Annotated in this window: 14 protein-coding genes and 1 tRNA gene; 7 read left to right on the top strand and 8 right to left on the bottom strand. The window is 63.2% G+C overall.

Annotation, left to right across the window (positions count from 1 at the left end; genetic code table 11):
- The first annotated feature begins 39 nt into the window (after positions 1 to 39).
- Positions 40 to 1,236 (top strand): FAD-dependent monooxygenase, encoded by a 1,197-nt coding sequence (locus IVA98_RS36230; RefSeq protein ID WP_247356867.1) that lies wholly within the window; start codon positions 40 to 42, stop codon positions 1,234 to 1,236.
- A 134-nt stretch (positions 1,237 to 1,370) separates the two neighbouring features.
- Here the strand turns inward: IVA98_RS36230 and IVA98_RS36225 are convergent, their stop codons facing one another.
- From IVA98_RS36225 to IVA98_RS36215, 3 genes are read right to left on the bottom strand one after another with little or no spacing between them, the layout of a single operon-like run.
- Entirely contained in the window at positions 1,371 to 2,549 is a 1,179-nt protein-coding gene (locus IVA98_RS36225; RefSeq protein WP_247299577.1) for a saccharopine dehydrogenase family protein, read from the bottom strand.
- A 9-nt stretch (positions 2,550 to 2,558) separates the two neighbouring features.
- Positions 2,559 to 3,341 (bottom strand): DUF169 domain-containing protein, encoded by a 783-nt coding sequence (locus IVA98_RS36220; RefSeq protein ID WP_247356864.1) that lies wholly within the window; start codon positions 3,339 to 3,341, stop codon positions 2,559 to 2,561.
- 54 nt (positions 3,342 to 3,395) lie between these two features.
- Complete coding sequence (locus IVA98_RS36215; RefSeq protein WP_247356903.1) at positions 3,396 to 4,163, bottom strand: YdcF family protein; 768 nt, start codon at positions 4,161 to 4,163, stop codon at positions 3,396 to 3,398.
- Between the two features lie 168 nt (positions 4,164 to 4,331).
- Between IVA98_RS36215 and IVA98_RS36210 the strand changes: the two genes are divergently transcribed.
- The 3 genes from IVA98_RS36210 to IVA98_RS36200 all read left to right on the top strand — a co-directional run bounded on the left by IVA98_RS36210 (position 4,332) and on the right by IVA98_RS36200 (position 6,248).
- Positions 4,332 to 5,273 (top strand): acetamidase/formamidase family protein, encoded by a 942-nt coding sequence (locus IVA98_RS36210; protein ID WP_247299581.1) that lies wholly within the window; start codon positions 4,332 to 4,334, stop codon positions 5,271 to 5,273.
- A 200-nt stretch (positions 5,274 to 5,473) separates the two neighbouring features.
- The gene (locus IVA98_RS36205) at positions 5,474 to 5,671 is read left to right on the top strand and encodes a hypothetical protein (RefSeq protein WP_007603456.1); all 198 of its coding nucleotides are present in this window, start codon (positions 5,474 to 5,476) and stop codon (positions 5,669 to 5,671) included.
- 73 nt (positions 5,672 to 5,744) lie between these two features.
- Complete coding sequence (locus IVA98_RS36200) at positions 5,745 to 6,248, top strand: GcrA family cell cycle regulator (RefSeq protein WP_247356863.1); 504 nt, start codon at positions 5,745 to 5,747, stop codon at positions 6,246 to 6,248.
- Positions 6,249 to 6,508: 260 nt separating this feature from the next.
- Here the strand turns inward: IVA98_RS36200 and IVA98_RS36195 are convergent, their stop codons facing one another.
- On the bottom strand, positions 6,509 to 8,062 hold the full coding sequence (locus IVA98_RS36195) for a porin (RefSeq protein ID WP_247299585.1): 1,554 nt from the start codon (positions 8,060 to 8,062) through the stop codon (positions 6,509 to 6,511).
- Between the two features lie 404 nt (positions 8,063 to 8,466).
- On the opposite strand from IVA98_RS36195, the gene IVA98_RS36190 reads away from it, so the two are divergent.
- A complete protein-coding gene (locus tag IVA98_RS36190) occupies positions 8,467 to 8,973 on the top strand; it encodes a MarR family winged helix-turn-helix transcriptional regulator (RefSeq protein ID WP_247277084.1) in 507 nt (168 codons plus the stop codon).
- Between the two features lie 19 nt (positions 8,974 to 8,992).
- Here the strand turns inward: IVA98_RS36190 and IVA98_RS36185 are convergent, their stop codons facing one another.
- Positions 8,993 to 10,099, bottom strand: coding sequence for an alpha/beta hydrolase family protein (locus IVA98_RS36185; RefSeq protein ID WP_247356861.1), 1,107 nt, complete (start codon positions 10,097 to 10,099; stop codon positions 8,993 to 8,995).
- Positions 10,100 to 10,353: 254 nt separating this feature from the next.
- Positions 10,354 to 11,325, bottom strand: a complete 972-nt coding sequence (locus IVA98_RS36180) for an SDR family NAD(P)-dependent oxidoreductase (RefSeq protein ID WP_247299589.1) — start codon at positions 11,323 to 11,325, stop codon at positions 10,354 to 10,356.
- 569 nt (positions 11,326 to 11,894) lie between these two features.
- On the opposite strand from IVA98_RS36180, the gene IVA98_RS36175 reads away from it, so the two are divergent.
- Together IVA98_RS36175 and IVA98_RS36170 are read left to right on the top strand one after the other, a co-directional pair.
- A complete protein-coding gene (locus IVA98_RS36175) occupies positions 11,895 to 12,134 on the top strand; it encodes a hypothetical protein (RefSeq protein WP_247299591.1) in 240 nt (79 codons plus the stop codon).
- 520 nt (positions 12,135 to 12,654) lie between these two features.
- Positions 12,655 to 13,167: a septal ring lytic transglycosylase RlpA family protein gene (locus IVA98_RS36170; RefSeq protein ID WP_247299593.1), complete on the top strand. Its 513-nt coding sequence runs from the start codon at positions 12,655 to 12,657 to the stop codon at positions 13,165 to 13,167.
- A 359-nt stretch (positions 13,168 to 13,526) separates the two neighbouring features.
- On the opposite strand, the gene IVA98_RS36165 is transcribed toward IVA98_RS36170, so the two are convergent.
- Positions 13,527 to 13,604: transfer RNA gene (locus IVA98_RS36165), tRNA-Pro, on the bottom strand.
- A gap of 103 nt (positions 13,605 to 13,707) precedes the next feature.
- On the bottom strand, positions 13,708 to 14,286 hold the full coding sequence (locus IVA98_RS36160; RefSeq protein WP_247299595.1) for a MerR family transcriptional regulator: 579 nt from the start codon (positions 14,284 to 14,286) through the stop codon (positions 13,708 to 13,710).
- Positions 14,287 to 14,294: the final 8 nt, after the last annotated feature.

The following is a 14,294-nucleotide window of genomic DNA, read 5'->3' as shown; positions in this document are numbered from 1 at the left end:
TGATTTCTGCTAGCACCACGGACACGTCGGGAGCAAGCCATGTCCTACCGTCCCCGCAAAGCCCTGATCATCGGCGCCGGCATCGCCGGGCCCGTCGTCGCGATCCTGCTTCGCCGGGCCGGCATCGAGTCCGCGATCTATGAGGCCTGGCCCTATTCGAAGGGCATTGGCGGCGGCCTTCAGATCGCACCGAACGGCATGCATGTCATGGACGAGATCGGCCTTGCGAAAGAGTTGATCAGCCGCGGCTCGGTCGCGGAGGCCTTCGATTTCTATTCGCAGGACGGTGAGAGGCTCGGCTCGATCAACCGCGACATGGAGCGGCGCTTCGGCCAGCCGGCCGTCAACATCTCCCGCGCCACGCTGAACGAAATCCTGATCGACAAGGCCTGGTGTGCCTGCGTCTCACTCTACTTCGAGAAGCGCCTGATCAAAATCGAGGACCGCGGCAACCAACCGATCATCGCCTACTTCGCCGACGGCACCACCGCCGAGGGCGACTTCCTGATCGGCGCCGACGGCGTCCACTCGGTGGCGCGCCGCCAGGTGGTGCCGGACGGGCCGCAGCCGTTCAACACCGGACTGATCGGCTTCGGCGGCTTCGTGCCGCACGCGGTGCTCGACGGCAGGCCGATCGGCCGCCACGTCGAGACCACGTTCGGACAGAGTGGCTTCTTCGGCTACGGCTATTGCAGCCCCGATCCGGACGACGGCGTGATGTGGTGGAGCACGCAGCCGGCGCACGGCAGGGACGCGATGATGTTTCGCGCGCTCGACCACGCGACGCTGAAGCAGCATCTGCGCGGCTTCCATCGCGGCTGGCACGATCCGATTCCCGACATCATCGAAGCGGCCGAGAACATCGTCGTCACCGACACGCTCGACGTCGCGACCTTGCCGACCTGGTCGCGCAAGCGCTCGCTGCTAATCGGCGATGCGGCGCATGCGACCAGCCCCCATGCCGGCCAAGGCGCTTCGCTGGCGCTGGAGGATGCGATGCGGCTCGCGCGGCTGATGCAGGAGGGGCAGGAGCTCAGCGCCACCTTCCAGACCTTCGAGGCCTCGCGCCGCCCGCGCACCGAAAAGATCGTCGCCATGGCGCGCCGCAATGGCAACAGCAAGCGCGAATTTAGCGCCACCGGTGCGTGGGTTCGCAATCAGATGCTGAAGTGGCTCCTGCCACTTGGCGCCAAGGGCATGGATTTCATGTACGCCTATGACGCGCGTGCGGTGTAGCGGCAAGCTCGGTGTCATCGCCCGCGAAGCCGGGCGATCCAGTATTTCAGAGACGGTCGTGATAGAGCCGAGAGGCCGCTGCGTACTGGATGCCCCGCCTTCGCGGGGCATGACAGCGTCCTTGATGGCACCGCCTACGTCTCCACCTCGAACGTCAGCCCCGCATTGTCACGCAGCCGCTTGATCAGCTTGTGCTGCATCGCTGCACCCGGTGTCCAGAAGCCGGCCGGAACGTCAGCCGCCTCGCGCAGCAGGCAGATCGCGCATTCGGAGATCATCTTCGAGGTCGAGCCGTAGCCGGGATCGCGGTCACCGGTGACGCCGGCGCGCACCTGGCGGCCGTCCGGTGTGATCGCCACATACAGCAGATTGAAGAGACCCTTCTCGCGCTCCTCCTTCGAGGGCCCCTCGCCCGGCTTCGGTGCGTTCGGCCCGGTCTTCTCGGCATTGGCGGCCATCACGCGCTTCGCGTTGGCCTCACCCTTCTCGCCGGGACCGGTCAGAACCATCTCGTCGTAGACGAACTCCTTCCCGTAGGGAAAGCCCATCAGCATGTTAGAACGATGAACGTTACGCGTGTTGATCAGTGCCATCATGAACGGTGCAGCCCAGGATTGCAGATCCTCCTCATAGACCGCCCTGTTGCCCTTCGGCTGCTTCGGGCCGGTGAAGCCCGGCGTCAGTGCAAAATGGTCGTTGAGAATGGCGACAAGGCTGAGGTCCTTGGCAACCGCATCGAAGGTCGCTTTTGCACTCGCCGCGGTGCCGCCTGACAGCGTACCACGCATGTCGCGCACGCGGCCCTTGACGCGCGGCGCCGGCGCGCCGAACACGCGCTTGGCCTCTTCCTGCACGAAGAAAGTGCCAAGCTCGAACGGCACGGAATCATAGCCGCAGGAAAACACGATGCGCGCGCCGCTTGCCTTGGCTGCGGCCTCGTATTTGTCGATCATCTTCCGCATCCAGACCGGCTCGCCGCAGAGATCGAAATAATCCGCGCCCGCAGCGACGCAGGCCGCGAGCAGTTCCTCGCCATAGAACTGATACGGCCCGACCGTCGTGATCACTGATCTGGTCTGCGCCACCATCGCCTTCAGCGAAGCCGCATCCGATGCGTCGGCCACGATCAGTGGCGTCTCGGCGTGTGCGCCGATCGCTTCGCGCACCGATTTCAGCTTGTCGAGGCTGCGGCCGGCCAGCGCCCATGTCAGCGCCTTGTCGTCCTTGTAACGCGCCGACAGATATTCGGCGACGAGTTGGCCGGTGAAACCGGTCGCGCCGTAGACGACGATGTCGAATTTCGCAGAGCTCATAATCGGCCTTTACTTTTTCGCGTAGCTCACGCCCATGCCGGCACGGACGTCGCTTTGAATGCCATAGGGCGGAATCGGATAGCGCAGGCCATTCTTGGCCAGCGCCTTCATGCCCTCGATTGCCTTGGCGAGGTGCGCGGGCTTCAAAGCCATCAGCATCTCCTCGTCCGGCACGCCGCCATAGCGCCGTTCGGCATAGCATGGCAAGGACAGGCTGGGCTCGCCGGTCTTGAGCGCCCGCCCCCAGGAATCCGCGCAGGCGGTCTCCCCGACCACGCCCCATTCGAACTTCCTGTAGTCGGTATATTGCAGCCCGTTGATCAGGATGATCATCTGCCCGGGCGTCGCGTAAACGAGGCAAATGTCGGGCGGATCGAGCCTGCCGCTCGACAGCGGGCTGACGGCGAGCGCCTGATATTGCCCGAACGGCACCACGTCGAGCGCTTCCTGGCGCTTGCGTGCATCTTCCGCCGTGCCGTGCCACACCCCGACGTAATTTTCGCCCGCGAGCCATTTATCATCCTGCGGCGCAAGACCGATCACGGCGCGGCATTGCGCACCCACGAGATCGTCGGCCGTGATGCCGACGGTCCATCCCAGACGCGCGGCCATGCTGACGATCTGGTCGGTGGTGTGGATCGCGTTCGGCCGCCGGATTTTTGGGATCGCCTCCATGTCCGCGGCGCGCGCGAACAGTTTCATGCCGATCACCGTCGTCTTCAGCCGGAGCAGGCTATTGAGATCGGCGACGAGTGCAGCAAGGTCGATCCTATCCGCGCTCTGCTGTTGCATGGCGTCCTCCGGGCCGGCGATCGCGCCGTCTGTTGTTGTTTTGCGGCTCTCGTTCTAGTCCTTGGCGGGCCCCGGAAGCAACTCGCCGGTCCTGCCCATCACGCGGTAGGCCACGAGGCCGATCCACTCGCGCACGGCGACGTCGGTTCGGCCAAGTCCGTCCGCACCCCTATTGGTGAAGGAAAACAGATCGTCACGCCCACCCATTCGCCAGTCCACCGGATAGGCTTCGACGTCAAATCCGGCCTTGCGAAAGATCCCCATCGAGCGCGGCATGTGAAAGGCCGACGTCACCAGAAGCCAGCGCTGGCCCGGCTTCGGTGACACCAATTGCTTCGTGAAGATGGCATTCTCCCAGGTGTTGCGCGAGTCCCGCTCGATGATCAGGCGTTGCTTCGCTATGCCGACATTCTCCAGGACTGGCGCGGAGTAATCAGCTTCCCTCGCGACGGTCGAGACCAGGTTCGACGTGCCCCCGGTGAAGACGATGCGCGCATTGGGATAGCGGCGGGCGAGCTCGGCCGGCGCAAACAGACGATCGGCCGCGTGCGCGACCACCGGCGTGCGATGCGCCGCCGACAGCTCGGTGTCGACGGAGCCGCCGAGCACGACGATGCCATCTGGCGCACCGCGCGACGGATCCCAGGGCGCAAAGCGCGACTCCAGCGGATAGAGCAAGAGATTGCCGAGCGGCGAGAACGCCGCGAGCGCCAGCAGAACCAGCGTGACTGCGGCAAGCTTACGGCCGAACGCGGCAAAGCGCGTCGCCATCAGCACGACAGACAGCATCCCAAGCTCGACCAGGAGATTGATCGGCAGCAGCGCGACGCCGAGGGTCTTGGAGAGAGCGAAAAACAGGAGAGCCTCGCTGGAATGATCGTGCCTGTCATGCGCGGGCTTGACCGGCCCGGCCTTCTTCAGAAATCTTCTTGAAAGAGGATCGATCGCCGGGTCAAGCCCGCGGCCGATGAAACCAACCGGACCCGGCAAATGACCCATCATCACCTGCATTCCAGCCCAGAAACCTGCCATTGGGGCTTCTTCGAAGCCGCGCTCAGGCCCGTCCTCACCATCGCCAGCGGCGACGAGGTGACGATCGACACCATCAGCGGCGGTCCGGACATGCTGCCCGACCGCAATCAGTTTCACATTCCGCCGGAGATGTTGGAGGTTCACGCCAGGAACGAGCGCATGCTGCCCGGCCACATCCTCACCGGTCCGATCGCGGTCGAAGGCGCCGAGCCCGGCGATGTCCTCGCGATCGAGATCCTCGACGTCGAGCTCCGGCAGGATTGGGGCTGGAACATGATCAAGCCGCTGTCCGGCACCCTGCCCGACGATTTCCACGCGACGCGTATCCTGAACATCCCGCTCGACCGAACGCGGATGACCGGCCGCATGCCATGGGGTCTGGACCTGCCGCTCAAGCCGTTCTTCGGCGTCATGGGCGTGTCACCGCCGCCGGCCTGGGGCCGCATCTCCTCGCTGGTCCCCCGCGCGATGGGCGGCAATCTCGACAACAAGGAGCTCGGCGCGGGCGCAACACTTTATTTGCCGGTGTTCGTGCCGGGCGCGCTGTTCTCCTGCGGCGACGGGCACGGCGTGCAAGGCGACGGCGAGGTCTGCGTCACCGCGATCGAGACTGCACTCCGGGGCCGCTTCCGCCTGACATTGCGCAAGGATCTCAAGTTCGACTATCCCCGCGCCGAGACGGCGACGCACTACATGACCATGGCGATGGACCCGGACCTCGACCAATGCGTGGTGCGCGCGCTGCGCGACATGATCGCGCTGCTCGGCGAGACGCGAAACCTGTCGCGTGAAGACGCCTACACGCTGTGCAGCCTGGCCGCCGATCTGCGGGTGACCCAGACCGTCAACGGTGCCAAGGGCATCCATTGCATGATCGAAAAGGCGATCGTGCACGGCTGAGCCGGCCCGCCTCTCCTGATGTGGGTGAAGCCACGCCGCCGCCCGGCTTTCGGGCGGCGCGCCGCGCCGTGCCCAACTTCTCCAGCGATTCCAATGGGCTGATACACCGGTCTGGCCCGGATTTGACTCGCACCCCCGAACCTAAATAGAGTCTTAATCGTTACTTTTATGTACCCGAGTAAGAGGCTAGCGTTCGGGCCATGGCCACCGAAAAAGCCGAGACTGACCGCATTCCCGTAACCTTGGCGCTCTCGACCATCACCTATCTGGAGAAATTGGTGAGACAGGGCACCCACGGCACGAGCGTTCCCGGCGTCGCGCGGACATTGATCGAGGAAGGCATCCGTCTCGCCATCAAGGACGGGCTTTTGTCGATCCGCGACAATGGCAGGACGTGAGCGCGCGCCGGACGTGAGGCGGACCGATCTCGAGAGGCGGATGGCCGACATCTGCAACCTGGGACCGTTACACATGCCTGCTCTTTCCCCGACTCCTTCTCAAACCGCTTCACCGACTTGGACCGACGAACGCATTGAACTCTTGAAGCGGCACTTCGACGCTGGCCTCTCCTGTCGAGAGATCGCCGCCGACATCGGCGTCAGCCGCAACGCGGTGATCGGCAAGCTGTCCCGATTGAATCTGACGCGGGGGCGGACGGTCGATGAGCGCAAGGTTCACGACAGGGGCTTTGCGTCGGCGCGCGCGCCGAAGGCCGTCCCGCGCCTGCAATACGAGATGCTCGCCACGATCTACGGCGAGACCGGCATGCCCGTGGTTGCAGAGCCGATCGACGACGGCAACCGCTGTTCGCTGCTGGAGCTGTCCGAGAATCGCTGCCGCTGGCCCATCTCGACGCCGGGCGAAGACGATTTCTGCTTCTGCGGCAATGCTGCGCCGGAGGGGCAATCCTACTGCGCCGGTCACAGCCGCCTCGCCTACCGGCCGAACTCGCGCACCCGCGCCATCAGCGGCTGAAACAGGCACAACGAAAAACCTCCGGTGGGGCATCACCGGAGGTTTCTGGAGGCTTAGCGTGAAGCCAAGAGCCGCAACTTTCGTAATCGGCTGAGAGCTATATAGCTTAGTAACTCAGGTAAGTAAATAAATCTGAGGCGATTGAATCGCATAGCACGTCTTCATCGACTGCGTGGGAGGCTGCCGATTTCCGAACCGCCTCATTGTAAAAAAGCCCCGGCGGTTTCCCGCCGGGGCTGCTTCATCTTCGAGGGCCGAGCTTACCAGTTGCGCTGTGCGCGCAGCAGCAGGCTGTAGGTGTCCTGGTCCTTCAGCTCGTAGGTGGCCGCCGGCTTGGCGACGGTCGTCAGTGCTCCGGTCGTGATCGCGCCCGAGTACTTCTGGTCGAGATGGCTGTAGGTGAAGTCAGCCGAGAACGTCAGGTTCTTCACCGGTGTCCAGCGGGTGATGACGCCGACCTGGCCAATGTTGAAGTCCGGGTTGCAGGTGCCGGTCAGGGTGGCGAACGCCGCGCTGCCGCAGATCAGGCCCTTGGCGGTGCCGTTGTAGTTGACCGCAGCCCACGCACCATAGAGTGCCGTGTTCCAGTACGGGCTCCAGTTGTGGGTGTAGGCACCCCGGAAGCCGTAGGTCTTGGTCAGCTCGAGGTTGCCGCCCGGGCCGAACACCGCGTCAGACACGCCGGCGAAGCCGATGCTCTGATAAGCGGCGTTCGAGCTGCCGAACATCGAGTAGCTGGTCGCGGCCAGCGACTGGAAGTTGTAGCGGCTCGCGCCCTCGGTGTAGACGCCCGACACGTTGATCACGTCGCCGGCGCCGGTCGGAATGTTCTTGATCGACAGAGCGAGCTGGACGGCCCAACCCCACTTGTCCTCCGGATGACCGGTGACTTCAGTGGCGCCGTAATAGCCGACGTGGTTGTCGTGTGCGGCGACCGACGCCTGGAACATACCCCAGGCCTGGTCGACGCGGACCGTGCCGACGAGGTCGGGCGACCGGGTGCCGCCGATGTCGTTCGACCCGTAGGCGCCGCCGAGGACGCCGGTGGTGCTCATGCCCGCCGTGTTCCAGAGGTTGGTCGTGAAGAACTGAGTCTGGTCCTGCGCCGAGATCGTCGCCGTCACGCCCTGGCCGAAATCGGCCGTGTAGGTGAACTGGGCGACGCCGTTGGTCGAGCCGCTGCCGCCGACCAGCTGATCGAAGTTGTTGCCGGGATAGTTGACCCAGGGCGCGTCGAACTGCGATACAGCCTTACCCATCGTGAAGCCGGCGAACTGGATGAAGGCATAGTAGACGCCGAGCGCGCCGCCCGAGATGCCGCCATCGGTCGGGTTGATGCTGCTGGCCGAACCGGTGAGGGCGGTGCCGGCTGCGTTGAGGCCGATCGTGCTGCTATACTGAGTCCCGCCCGTGGCCGAACCGGTTCCGCTATAATTGCCAGTCGTCCAGGTGAAGACCGCGTCGAAATAGGTGCGGACCACGCCGTACTCGGTCGCGGTGCGCGTGTCGATGTTGAGATCTTCACGAGCGCGCATCGAGTAGTAGTTCGTCAGCCGGTTGTTCGCCGCGAAGACGCCGTTGTACTGGGCGTTGTAGTTGCCGCCCGCGTTGAGGGCGACTTCAGCACGCAGATAGCCGCCCAGCTTGATGCAGGTGTCGGTGCCCGGGATGTAGTAGAAACCCGCACCATAGAGCGTGCAGATCTTGACGTATTCGACCGCCTTGGCCTTGACCGGAAGATCGGCCGCCTGGGCTCCACCGACGGCGATCAGACCCGCCGCAGTGCCGAGCAAAAGGCTCTTCACCAGTTTCATTTAAAACCTCCAAGTTGCTCTTTTTACGGAGACCGGACCGTATGGCCCCCCAGATCTCCGTCTCTCAAATCCGCTCGGCCGCTTTGCGCTTTCGGACACACCCGCTTCGAGCGAGGGACGTGAGCGAACCACCTGCAACGGGACGATCGAGGACCCCCCACCGTCATCGATCAATATGCCTGCGTCTTTCGTTAATCAAAATAGTTTATTAGATCAGCTTTCTGGTTTTGCTGGACCTGTGCCCGGCGCGCAACACCCGCCCAAGGAGCAATCAACTGAGCTAATCATCTTTGTAGTTTTAGTGACGAAATTACCCTGCTCTGCACTTGCGTCAGGACAGGCTTGCGTGGACTATGGCCTGCTACGAACACTGGCCTGAAGAATCAGTTCACGGGAGTGACGCTGTGTCCGCAACGAGGAAAGAGGGTTCACGCCTGCGCTCCGTCGGCAATCTGGATATCATCAGGCGCTTCACCTGGGAGATCTCTTCGATCAACATGTATCTGGAGGAGCTGCGTCAGTTCTGGGCGAGGACGCTCGGCATCAGCGGCCCGCAATGGCTGATCCTGATGGCCATCTCCGACCTCGACAAGGACGACGGCATTCCGGTCAACGTCGTCTCCAAGCTTCTCCACGTCGATCCGTCGTTCGTCACCACCCAGTCCAAGCTGCTCGAGAAGAAGGGCCTGTTGCGCCGTCGGCCCTCGCCGACCGACGCCAGGGTGGTCCGGCTGTCCCTGACCGAGAAGACGCAGAAGCACCTGGCGAGCCTCAACGAGCAGTACAAGACCATCAAGGAATTCGTCTTCCAGGAGTTCGACGAGCAAGAGCTCACCGAATTCACCGCCAAGCTCGCAATGCTGAAGTCGCGCCTCGAGAAGGCCTGCGTCCGCCTCACGCTCGATTTCTGACGCGCGCTTTACATCATATCTAGCCGGCTGCGCCGAGCCGCGATTCGAGCCAGTCGAAGATGTATTCGTTGGCAAGGCTCGGATTATCCGCATGGGCCTGCGCCGCGCCGGTCTCGGCCGCAGTGAACACCTTCAACATGACGTCCGAGCTGCCAATGCGGGAGCTCTGGACGATCTGACGCGCCCGGTCGGCCTTCAGCCAGCCATCCTCGCCGAGCGTGATCAACACCGGGCAGTCGATGCTGGAAGCCATCAGCGGCGCATGGGGCACCGGCACGATGCTGACGTCGCTCAGTGCGAATCGGCTGGCGAAGAAGGCCCGCTCGTGCAGGTCCCACAGGCCGCCGTCGCAGACGGCAGCGGCAAGCCGCGGCTCCTGCAACACCGCACGCGCCACGAAGGAAGAGCCCCAGCCATCCGCGACGATTGCAACGCGCGCGAAATCGACGTCACTGCGCGTCTCCAGATAGTCCATGACGCACGCTATCGCGCTCTCAAGATCCCGGCGCCGCAACAGCACATCGATATAATCGTCGCGCTGATCGCCGAACAGGTCCAGCGCCAACACCGAGAATCCACGCTCGCACGCATGTGGCACGAGCTTGAACAGGAATTCCTCCTTGCGGTGGCCGGGCTCGCCGATGCAGATCACGGTCGGAGCCCGCCCGCTTCCCGACGGCGCAGGTAGGAAGTAGCCCTGCAGCGCATGTCCGTCGAGCCAGGGGACGGTCACGACTTCACCGGCCGGGCTGCGCGCGGAAAGGTAGCGGCGTGCGCATTCCTGCATTGCGAGCACAACGACCCAGCGGCGCTCGTCGTCCTGCTCGAGCGGCATCGCCGCGGCGCCATAGTAGTTCATGGCGCGCAGCCAGTTGCGCCGTGCGCTCGCCATGTGACCTTCTGCGGAGGCCGCCTCGGCGCGCTGCCGATTGGCTTGCGCCAACTTCTTCCACTCGCGGTGCCAGGAGCGGCCGTCGCCCCGCTTCAGCTGCCGCGCGATCATCAGGCATTCGGCGATGGTGGCGCCGCCCTCCTGAGCCGCGGTGAGCAGCCGCGTGAATTCAGCGGAGATGTCCTCTCGCTCCGGGCAAAGGGTCCAGTCGTCGGAGAGGCATGCGGGCATCATCGGGAGCTACGCTCTATCGTCGCGCGTTACGCCTGCTTGACTAAACCATTTCAGGTCCCCAACCAAGCAGCCGCGACCAAAATGAAAGCCGTTCGAGATCACCATCGCTTGAACATTGTCGTGTCGCATGCGTGACATACCGATCGGTCATGATGCGGACGTCACATTGGCAAGAGGTGGCACGTAAAATTGCCTGAGCACCTCTTGCCATGACGATCATCATACCCACATGGGCGCCCCGCTCGCAGGCGGCCTCAACCCAGCCGCCAGCCGACCTCCTGCGTAAAACTTTCGTAGAAGGCGCGGTCGTAGGCCTGCTCCGGCGCGGCGCGCACGCGCTCGTCGAGGCGCTTGGCGTCCTCGCCGACGAGAATGCGCCATCGCTCCGCCTTGACCCCGTCGAGAATGATCTTCGCGGCCTCGGCCGCCGTCGTCGGCGCATCCTCCAGGAAGCTGCGGGCGCGCTCGGCAAACGCCGCCTGGATGTCCTCCTCCGTCATTTTGTCGGCATCTGGCACGCCGGCCGCGATCATGCGCTTGCGGGTCAGCGCGACCTCGTCGGCATTGAGCCGGTCCGAGCCATCACTGCTCTGCACCTTGCGCGAATTGGAGACGATCGAGGTGCCGATGTGACCGGGCATCACCACCGAGCATTTGACGTGCGGCGCGTGCAAGCGGAGGTCGTTGATCAGCGCTTCGGTAAATCCCTTCACCGCGAACTTCGCCGAGCTGTAGGCGGTGTGCGCCTGGTTCATGCCGATCGAGGCCCAGAAGCCGTTGACGCTCGCGGTGTTGACGATGTGCGCCTCGTCCGCGGCGACCAGCATCGGCAGGAAGGTGCGCACGCCGAGATAGACGCCGCCCCAGCAGATGTTGAAGGTGCGCTCCCACTGCTCGCGCGTGTTGGTGAACAGGCTGCCGCCACCGCCGATGCCGGCATTGTTGAACAACAAATGGATCCGGTCCGTTTTCTGCTGCTCGGCGAGCTCGTCGCGAAAACGCTTCAGATGGTCCTCGATCGCGACGTCGGCGACATGCGTCGTGACGCGCAGGCCTTGCGGCAGCTTCTCGGCCTCGCAGAGCCGCTTGGTCTCGGCCATCGCGGCTTCCGAGACGTCGCACATCGCGACGTTGCAGCCCTCAGCCACGAGCTGCCGTGCGAGCTCGCGCCCCATTCCCGTGCCGCCGCCGGTGATGACTGCGATCTTTCCTGCAAAATCCTTCATGGGACTTCGGTCCCTCCCCTTGTCGGTATGTTTCTTCAGAGCTGCCCGCGCTGCGGGGCGCCGCGTAAAATGTAGCAGCGTCGCATCGGCAGGTAAAAGCGCATCAGCGCGATCATTCGACGCCGGTGATTTCGGGCCGCGGACTATTCACATGAGGGCATCGGCAGCCTCGTCGAGGTCACCGTGGTCCGGCGACCTCTCACCGCGGCGCATCCTTCGAGACGCGCGCTTTCAGCAGGTCCTCAGGATGAGGACACAATGCGCGGCATCAGTTTGAGCGAGCCTCATCCTGAGGAGACCGCGTGAAGCAATCGTCTCAAGGACGAGGTGTGCGCGCAAGGCCGCTCAAAAAGCCGTATGCGATAGCCCACAATCCGCCCATTGCTGAGGCCGGCCCCGTATTTGTCCGGCTTCGTGTTAGCGGGAATTTTTTTATAATCCGAATCGTCAAATCGATTCCGTACGCTGGGGCAAGTCGGCCCAGGCCAGCGTATTTGTTGCGTGTCACAGGCTCTGGCACTCCGCTTGCATCCTCTTCGTGGTCAGAAATAACCGATGAGGTGACAGGAATGTTCGTGACCGTCGTTGCCGTGCTCTGCCGGCTAAGCGCAGCCAGCTCAGGCAGTTGCGTCGAGGAAATCGTGACCGACAGCAACATGACGCCCGAGATGTCGATGATGCAATGCGCGATCGGCGCACAGGCCCCGCTTGCGAAATGGATGGGCGAGCATCCGATCTATCGCGCCAACTGGCGCCTCGATCGCTACAAATGCGTGCCTGGTCACTACGAGATCAAGGGCCACGCTTAAGCCCGTAGAACTACGACGCCGAGGAAACGCCCGGGAAGGCGCGCCCCTCTCCCTCCGCATGGGCTCGATAGCGCCAGCATCATTGAGCCGCCGCGCTCCGTGACAATGATCACGCGCATCGACCCGAAACTGTACCGCGTCCCCGCCGAGCAGATTCCCTGTACCGGCCAGCTAAAGGACGTTGAAGCCTTCAACCCGATGCCCCGTTGTGGCAGCTAACACAAATTGCGAAGCTCGAGCAGTTTCGAGATCGAAGGACTGCACTCTCCGAGTAGAAGCCAAGCAGCGGCTGCTGGGTGCGGCAATTTCGTGCCTCGCCGCAGATCTACGGCGTGATGCGCCGCAGCGAGACAAGTGCTTGCTGCGCTGCGCCTTTAGTACTCTCGGAACTAGGCATCGAACCAGCGGTATGCATTCACCTTTGTCTGCACGAGAAATGCTGGTGCAGGAACACAGGCCGATGAGTTTGCATTGTCCGTCAGTTTCATGCGTGAGGCCGATCATGCAAGTTCTTTGTAGAATGATCGCGATTGCAACAATCCCAGCTTGGATGGCGATCTGCTCGACTCCTGCTGTCGCGCAAACCTTCGACGACAGGTGGTCCATCATTCCCAAAGCACACGCGGAGCCAGTTCCTGAAGGGCTCGACCAGACAAAGAAGGACGAAACGCAATCGCAACCTTCGACCCCACAGCAAGCGCAACCTCTGACTCCGGAAGAGCCCTCGAAAGATCGTTTAGGAGCCCAATCTTCTCATCGTGTCATTTCCGGCAAAGCCTCCTACTATTCTTATCCCAAAGGCAAGACAGCAAGCGGTTCATCGTTTGATCGTAATCGGCTAACAGCGGCGCACCGCCACCTGCCCTTCGGCACCAAGTTGCGCGTTACTCACGGCAGCCGAAGCGTCATCGTCACAGTCAATGACCGCGGTCCGTTCGTCCGCAGTCGTGTCCTCGACCTTTCGCTGGCCGCTGCGCGCAGCTTGGGGATTACCGATCGTGGCGTGGCTCAGATTCGTGCAGAGGTGTTGTGAACACACAACCGGCGTCGAAGCGAAATGGCCTGCAATTCAAAGAACTCCGACGCTACTGCGCCATTATTCTCGTCAGTATACCATTTACTCTGCGGGCTGACGGCAGCGCCGAATGGCGCAAATCCGATAACCCCCGGCCCTCTACTTAAGTGACCCTGGCAGTCTCTTCTCCACCGCTGTCAAATCGCTTCGGAAAACCGTCATTCTCCAATGACATCGCTACTGTGCATGGGGTTGTTTTCGGCGTTTTTGTTTCCCGACCACCGAAGCAGCCGCCCACGACTGACGCGCGCATCCGTCACGGGCGGGAGCAGACTCCACGCCGACGGTCAATCCACCCGACAGATGAGTTGAGAAAATGGTCGGAGCGAGAGGATTTGAACCTCCGACCCCTAGTCTCCCAGACTAGTGCGCTAACCGGGCTGCGCCACGCTCCGAATGCCGTTCCATTAGCTAGGATCGCCGCCTTGTGCAAGGCGCCCGCACCAAATTGGTGTCGGCTCAAATTCCGGAACTGCCCGCAAAGCCGGCGGAACGGCCCTACCCGTCCTTCAGCGCCTGATCCAGCATCTCACGGCAGGCAACGAGGTCGGCGAGCGCCCGCCCTAGCCGCTCCCGGTCCAGCGCGCTGGGGCCAGCCGGCGCGGCGGCAGTGCCGCCCTTGCGGAAGGTGGTGAGGATGTCCTCGTCGTCGATCTCGGCGAAGCGGAAGTCGATGCCTTCCTCTTCGTCGCCCTGGTAATCGTCATCGTCGCTGTCGGTGACGCCCCTGATCGGTGCCTCGTCGTCGGGCTCCATCAAGCTCGCGCCGATGGCGTCCTCGATGGCCCCGAACGAGACCGCGGCGGCGCTGTCGGCGAGGCCCTGCACCGATTTGACGCCGTGCTCTTTCAGGATCCGCTGCACCCCGCGGATGGTGTAGCCCTCCCCGTAGAGCAGGCGGCGGATGCCCTTGAGCAGGTCGACGTCGTCGGGGCGGTAGTAGCGGCGGCCGCCGCTGCGCTTCATTGGCTTGATCTGGGAGAACCGCGTCTCCCAGAACCGCAGCACGTGCTGCGGAATGTCGAGTTCCTGCGCTACTTCGCTGATGGTTCGGAACGCATCCGGCGCCTTGTCCAAATGCCAAT

Source organism: Bradyrhizobium sp. 160 (genome assembly GCF_023073735.1).
Taxonomy (GTDB): domain Bacteria; phylum Pseudomonadota; class Alphaproteobacteria; order Rhizobiales; family Xanthobacteraceae; genus Bradyrhizobium.
This window is presented reverse-complemented; position numbering and strand designations above follow the sequence as displayed.

Bases quoted from the DNA above. Each gene is read 5' to 3' on its own strand.
- IVA98_RS36230 (WP_247356867.1), top strand. From the start codon at position 40: ATGTCCTACCGTCCCCGCAAAGCCCTGATCATCGGCGCCGGCATCGCC.
- IVA98_RS36225 (WP_247299577.1), bottom strand. From the start codon at position 2,549: ATGAGCTCTGCGAAATTCGACATCGTCGTCTACGGCGCGACCGGTTTC.
- IVA98_RS36220 (WP_247356864.1), bottom strand. From the start codon at position 3,341: ATGCAACAGCAGAGCGCGGATAGGATCGACCTTGCTGCACTCGTCGCC.
- IVA98_RS36210 (WP_247299581.1), top strand. From the start codon at position 4,332: ATGACCCATCATCACCTGCATTCCAGCCCAGAAACCTGCCATTGGGGC.
- IVA98_RS36205 (WP_007603456.1), top strand. From the start codon at position 5,474: ATGGCCACCGAAAAAGCCGAGACTGACCGCATTCCCGTAACCTTGGCG.
- IVA98_RS36200 (WP_247356863.1), top strand. From the start codon at position 5,745: ATGCCTGCTCTTTCCCCGACTCCTTCTCAAACCGCTTCACCGACTTGG.
- IVA98_RS36195 (WP_247299585.1), bottom strand. From the start codon at position 8,062: ATGAAACTGGTGAAGAGCCTTTTGCTCGGCACTGCGGCGGGTCTGATC.
- IVA98_RS36185 (WP_247356861.1), bottom strand. From the start codon at position 10,099: ATGATGCCCGCATGCCTCTCCGACGACTGGACCCTTTGCCCGGAGCGA.
- IVA98_RS36180 (WP_247299589.1), bottom strand. From the start codon at position 11,325: ATGAAGGATTTTGCAGGAAAGATCGCAGTCATCACCGGCGGCGGCACG.
- IVA98_RS36175 (WP_247299591.1), top strand. From the start codon at position 11,895: ATGTTCGTGACCGTCGTTGCCGTGCTCTGCCGGCTAAGCGCAGCCAGC.
- IVA98_RS36170 (WP_247299593.1), top strand. From the start codon at position 12,655: ATGATCGCGATTGCAACAATCCCAGCTTGGATGGCGATCTGCTCGACT.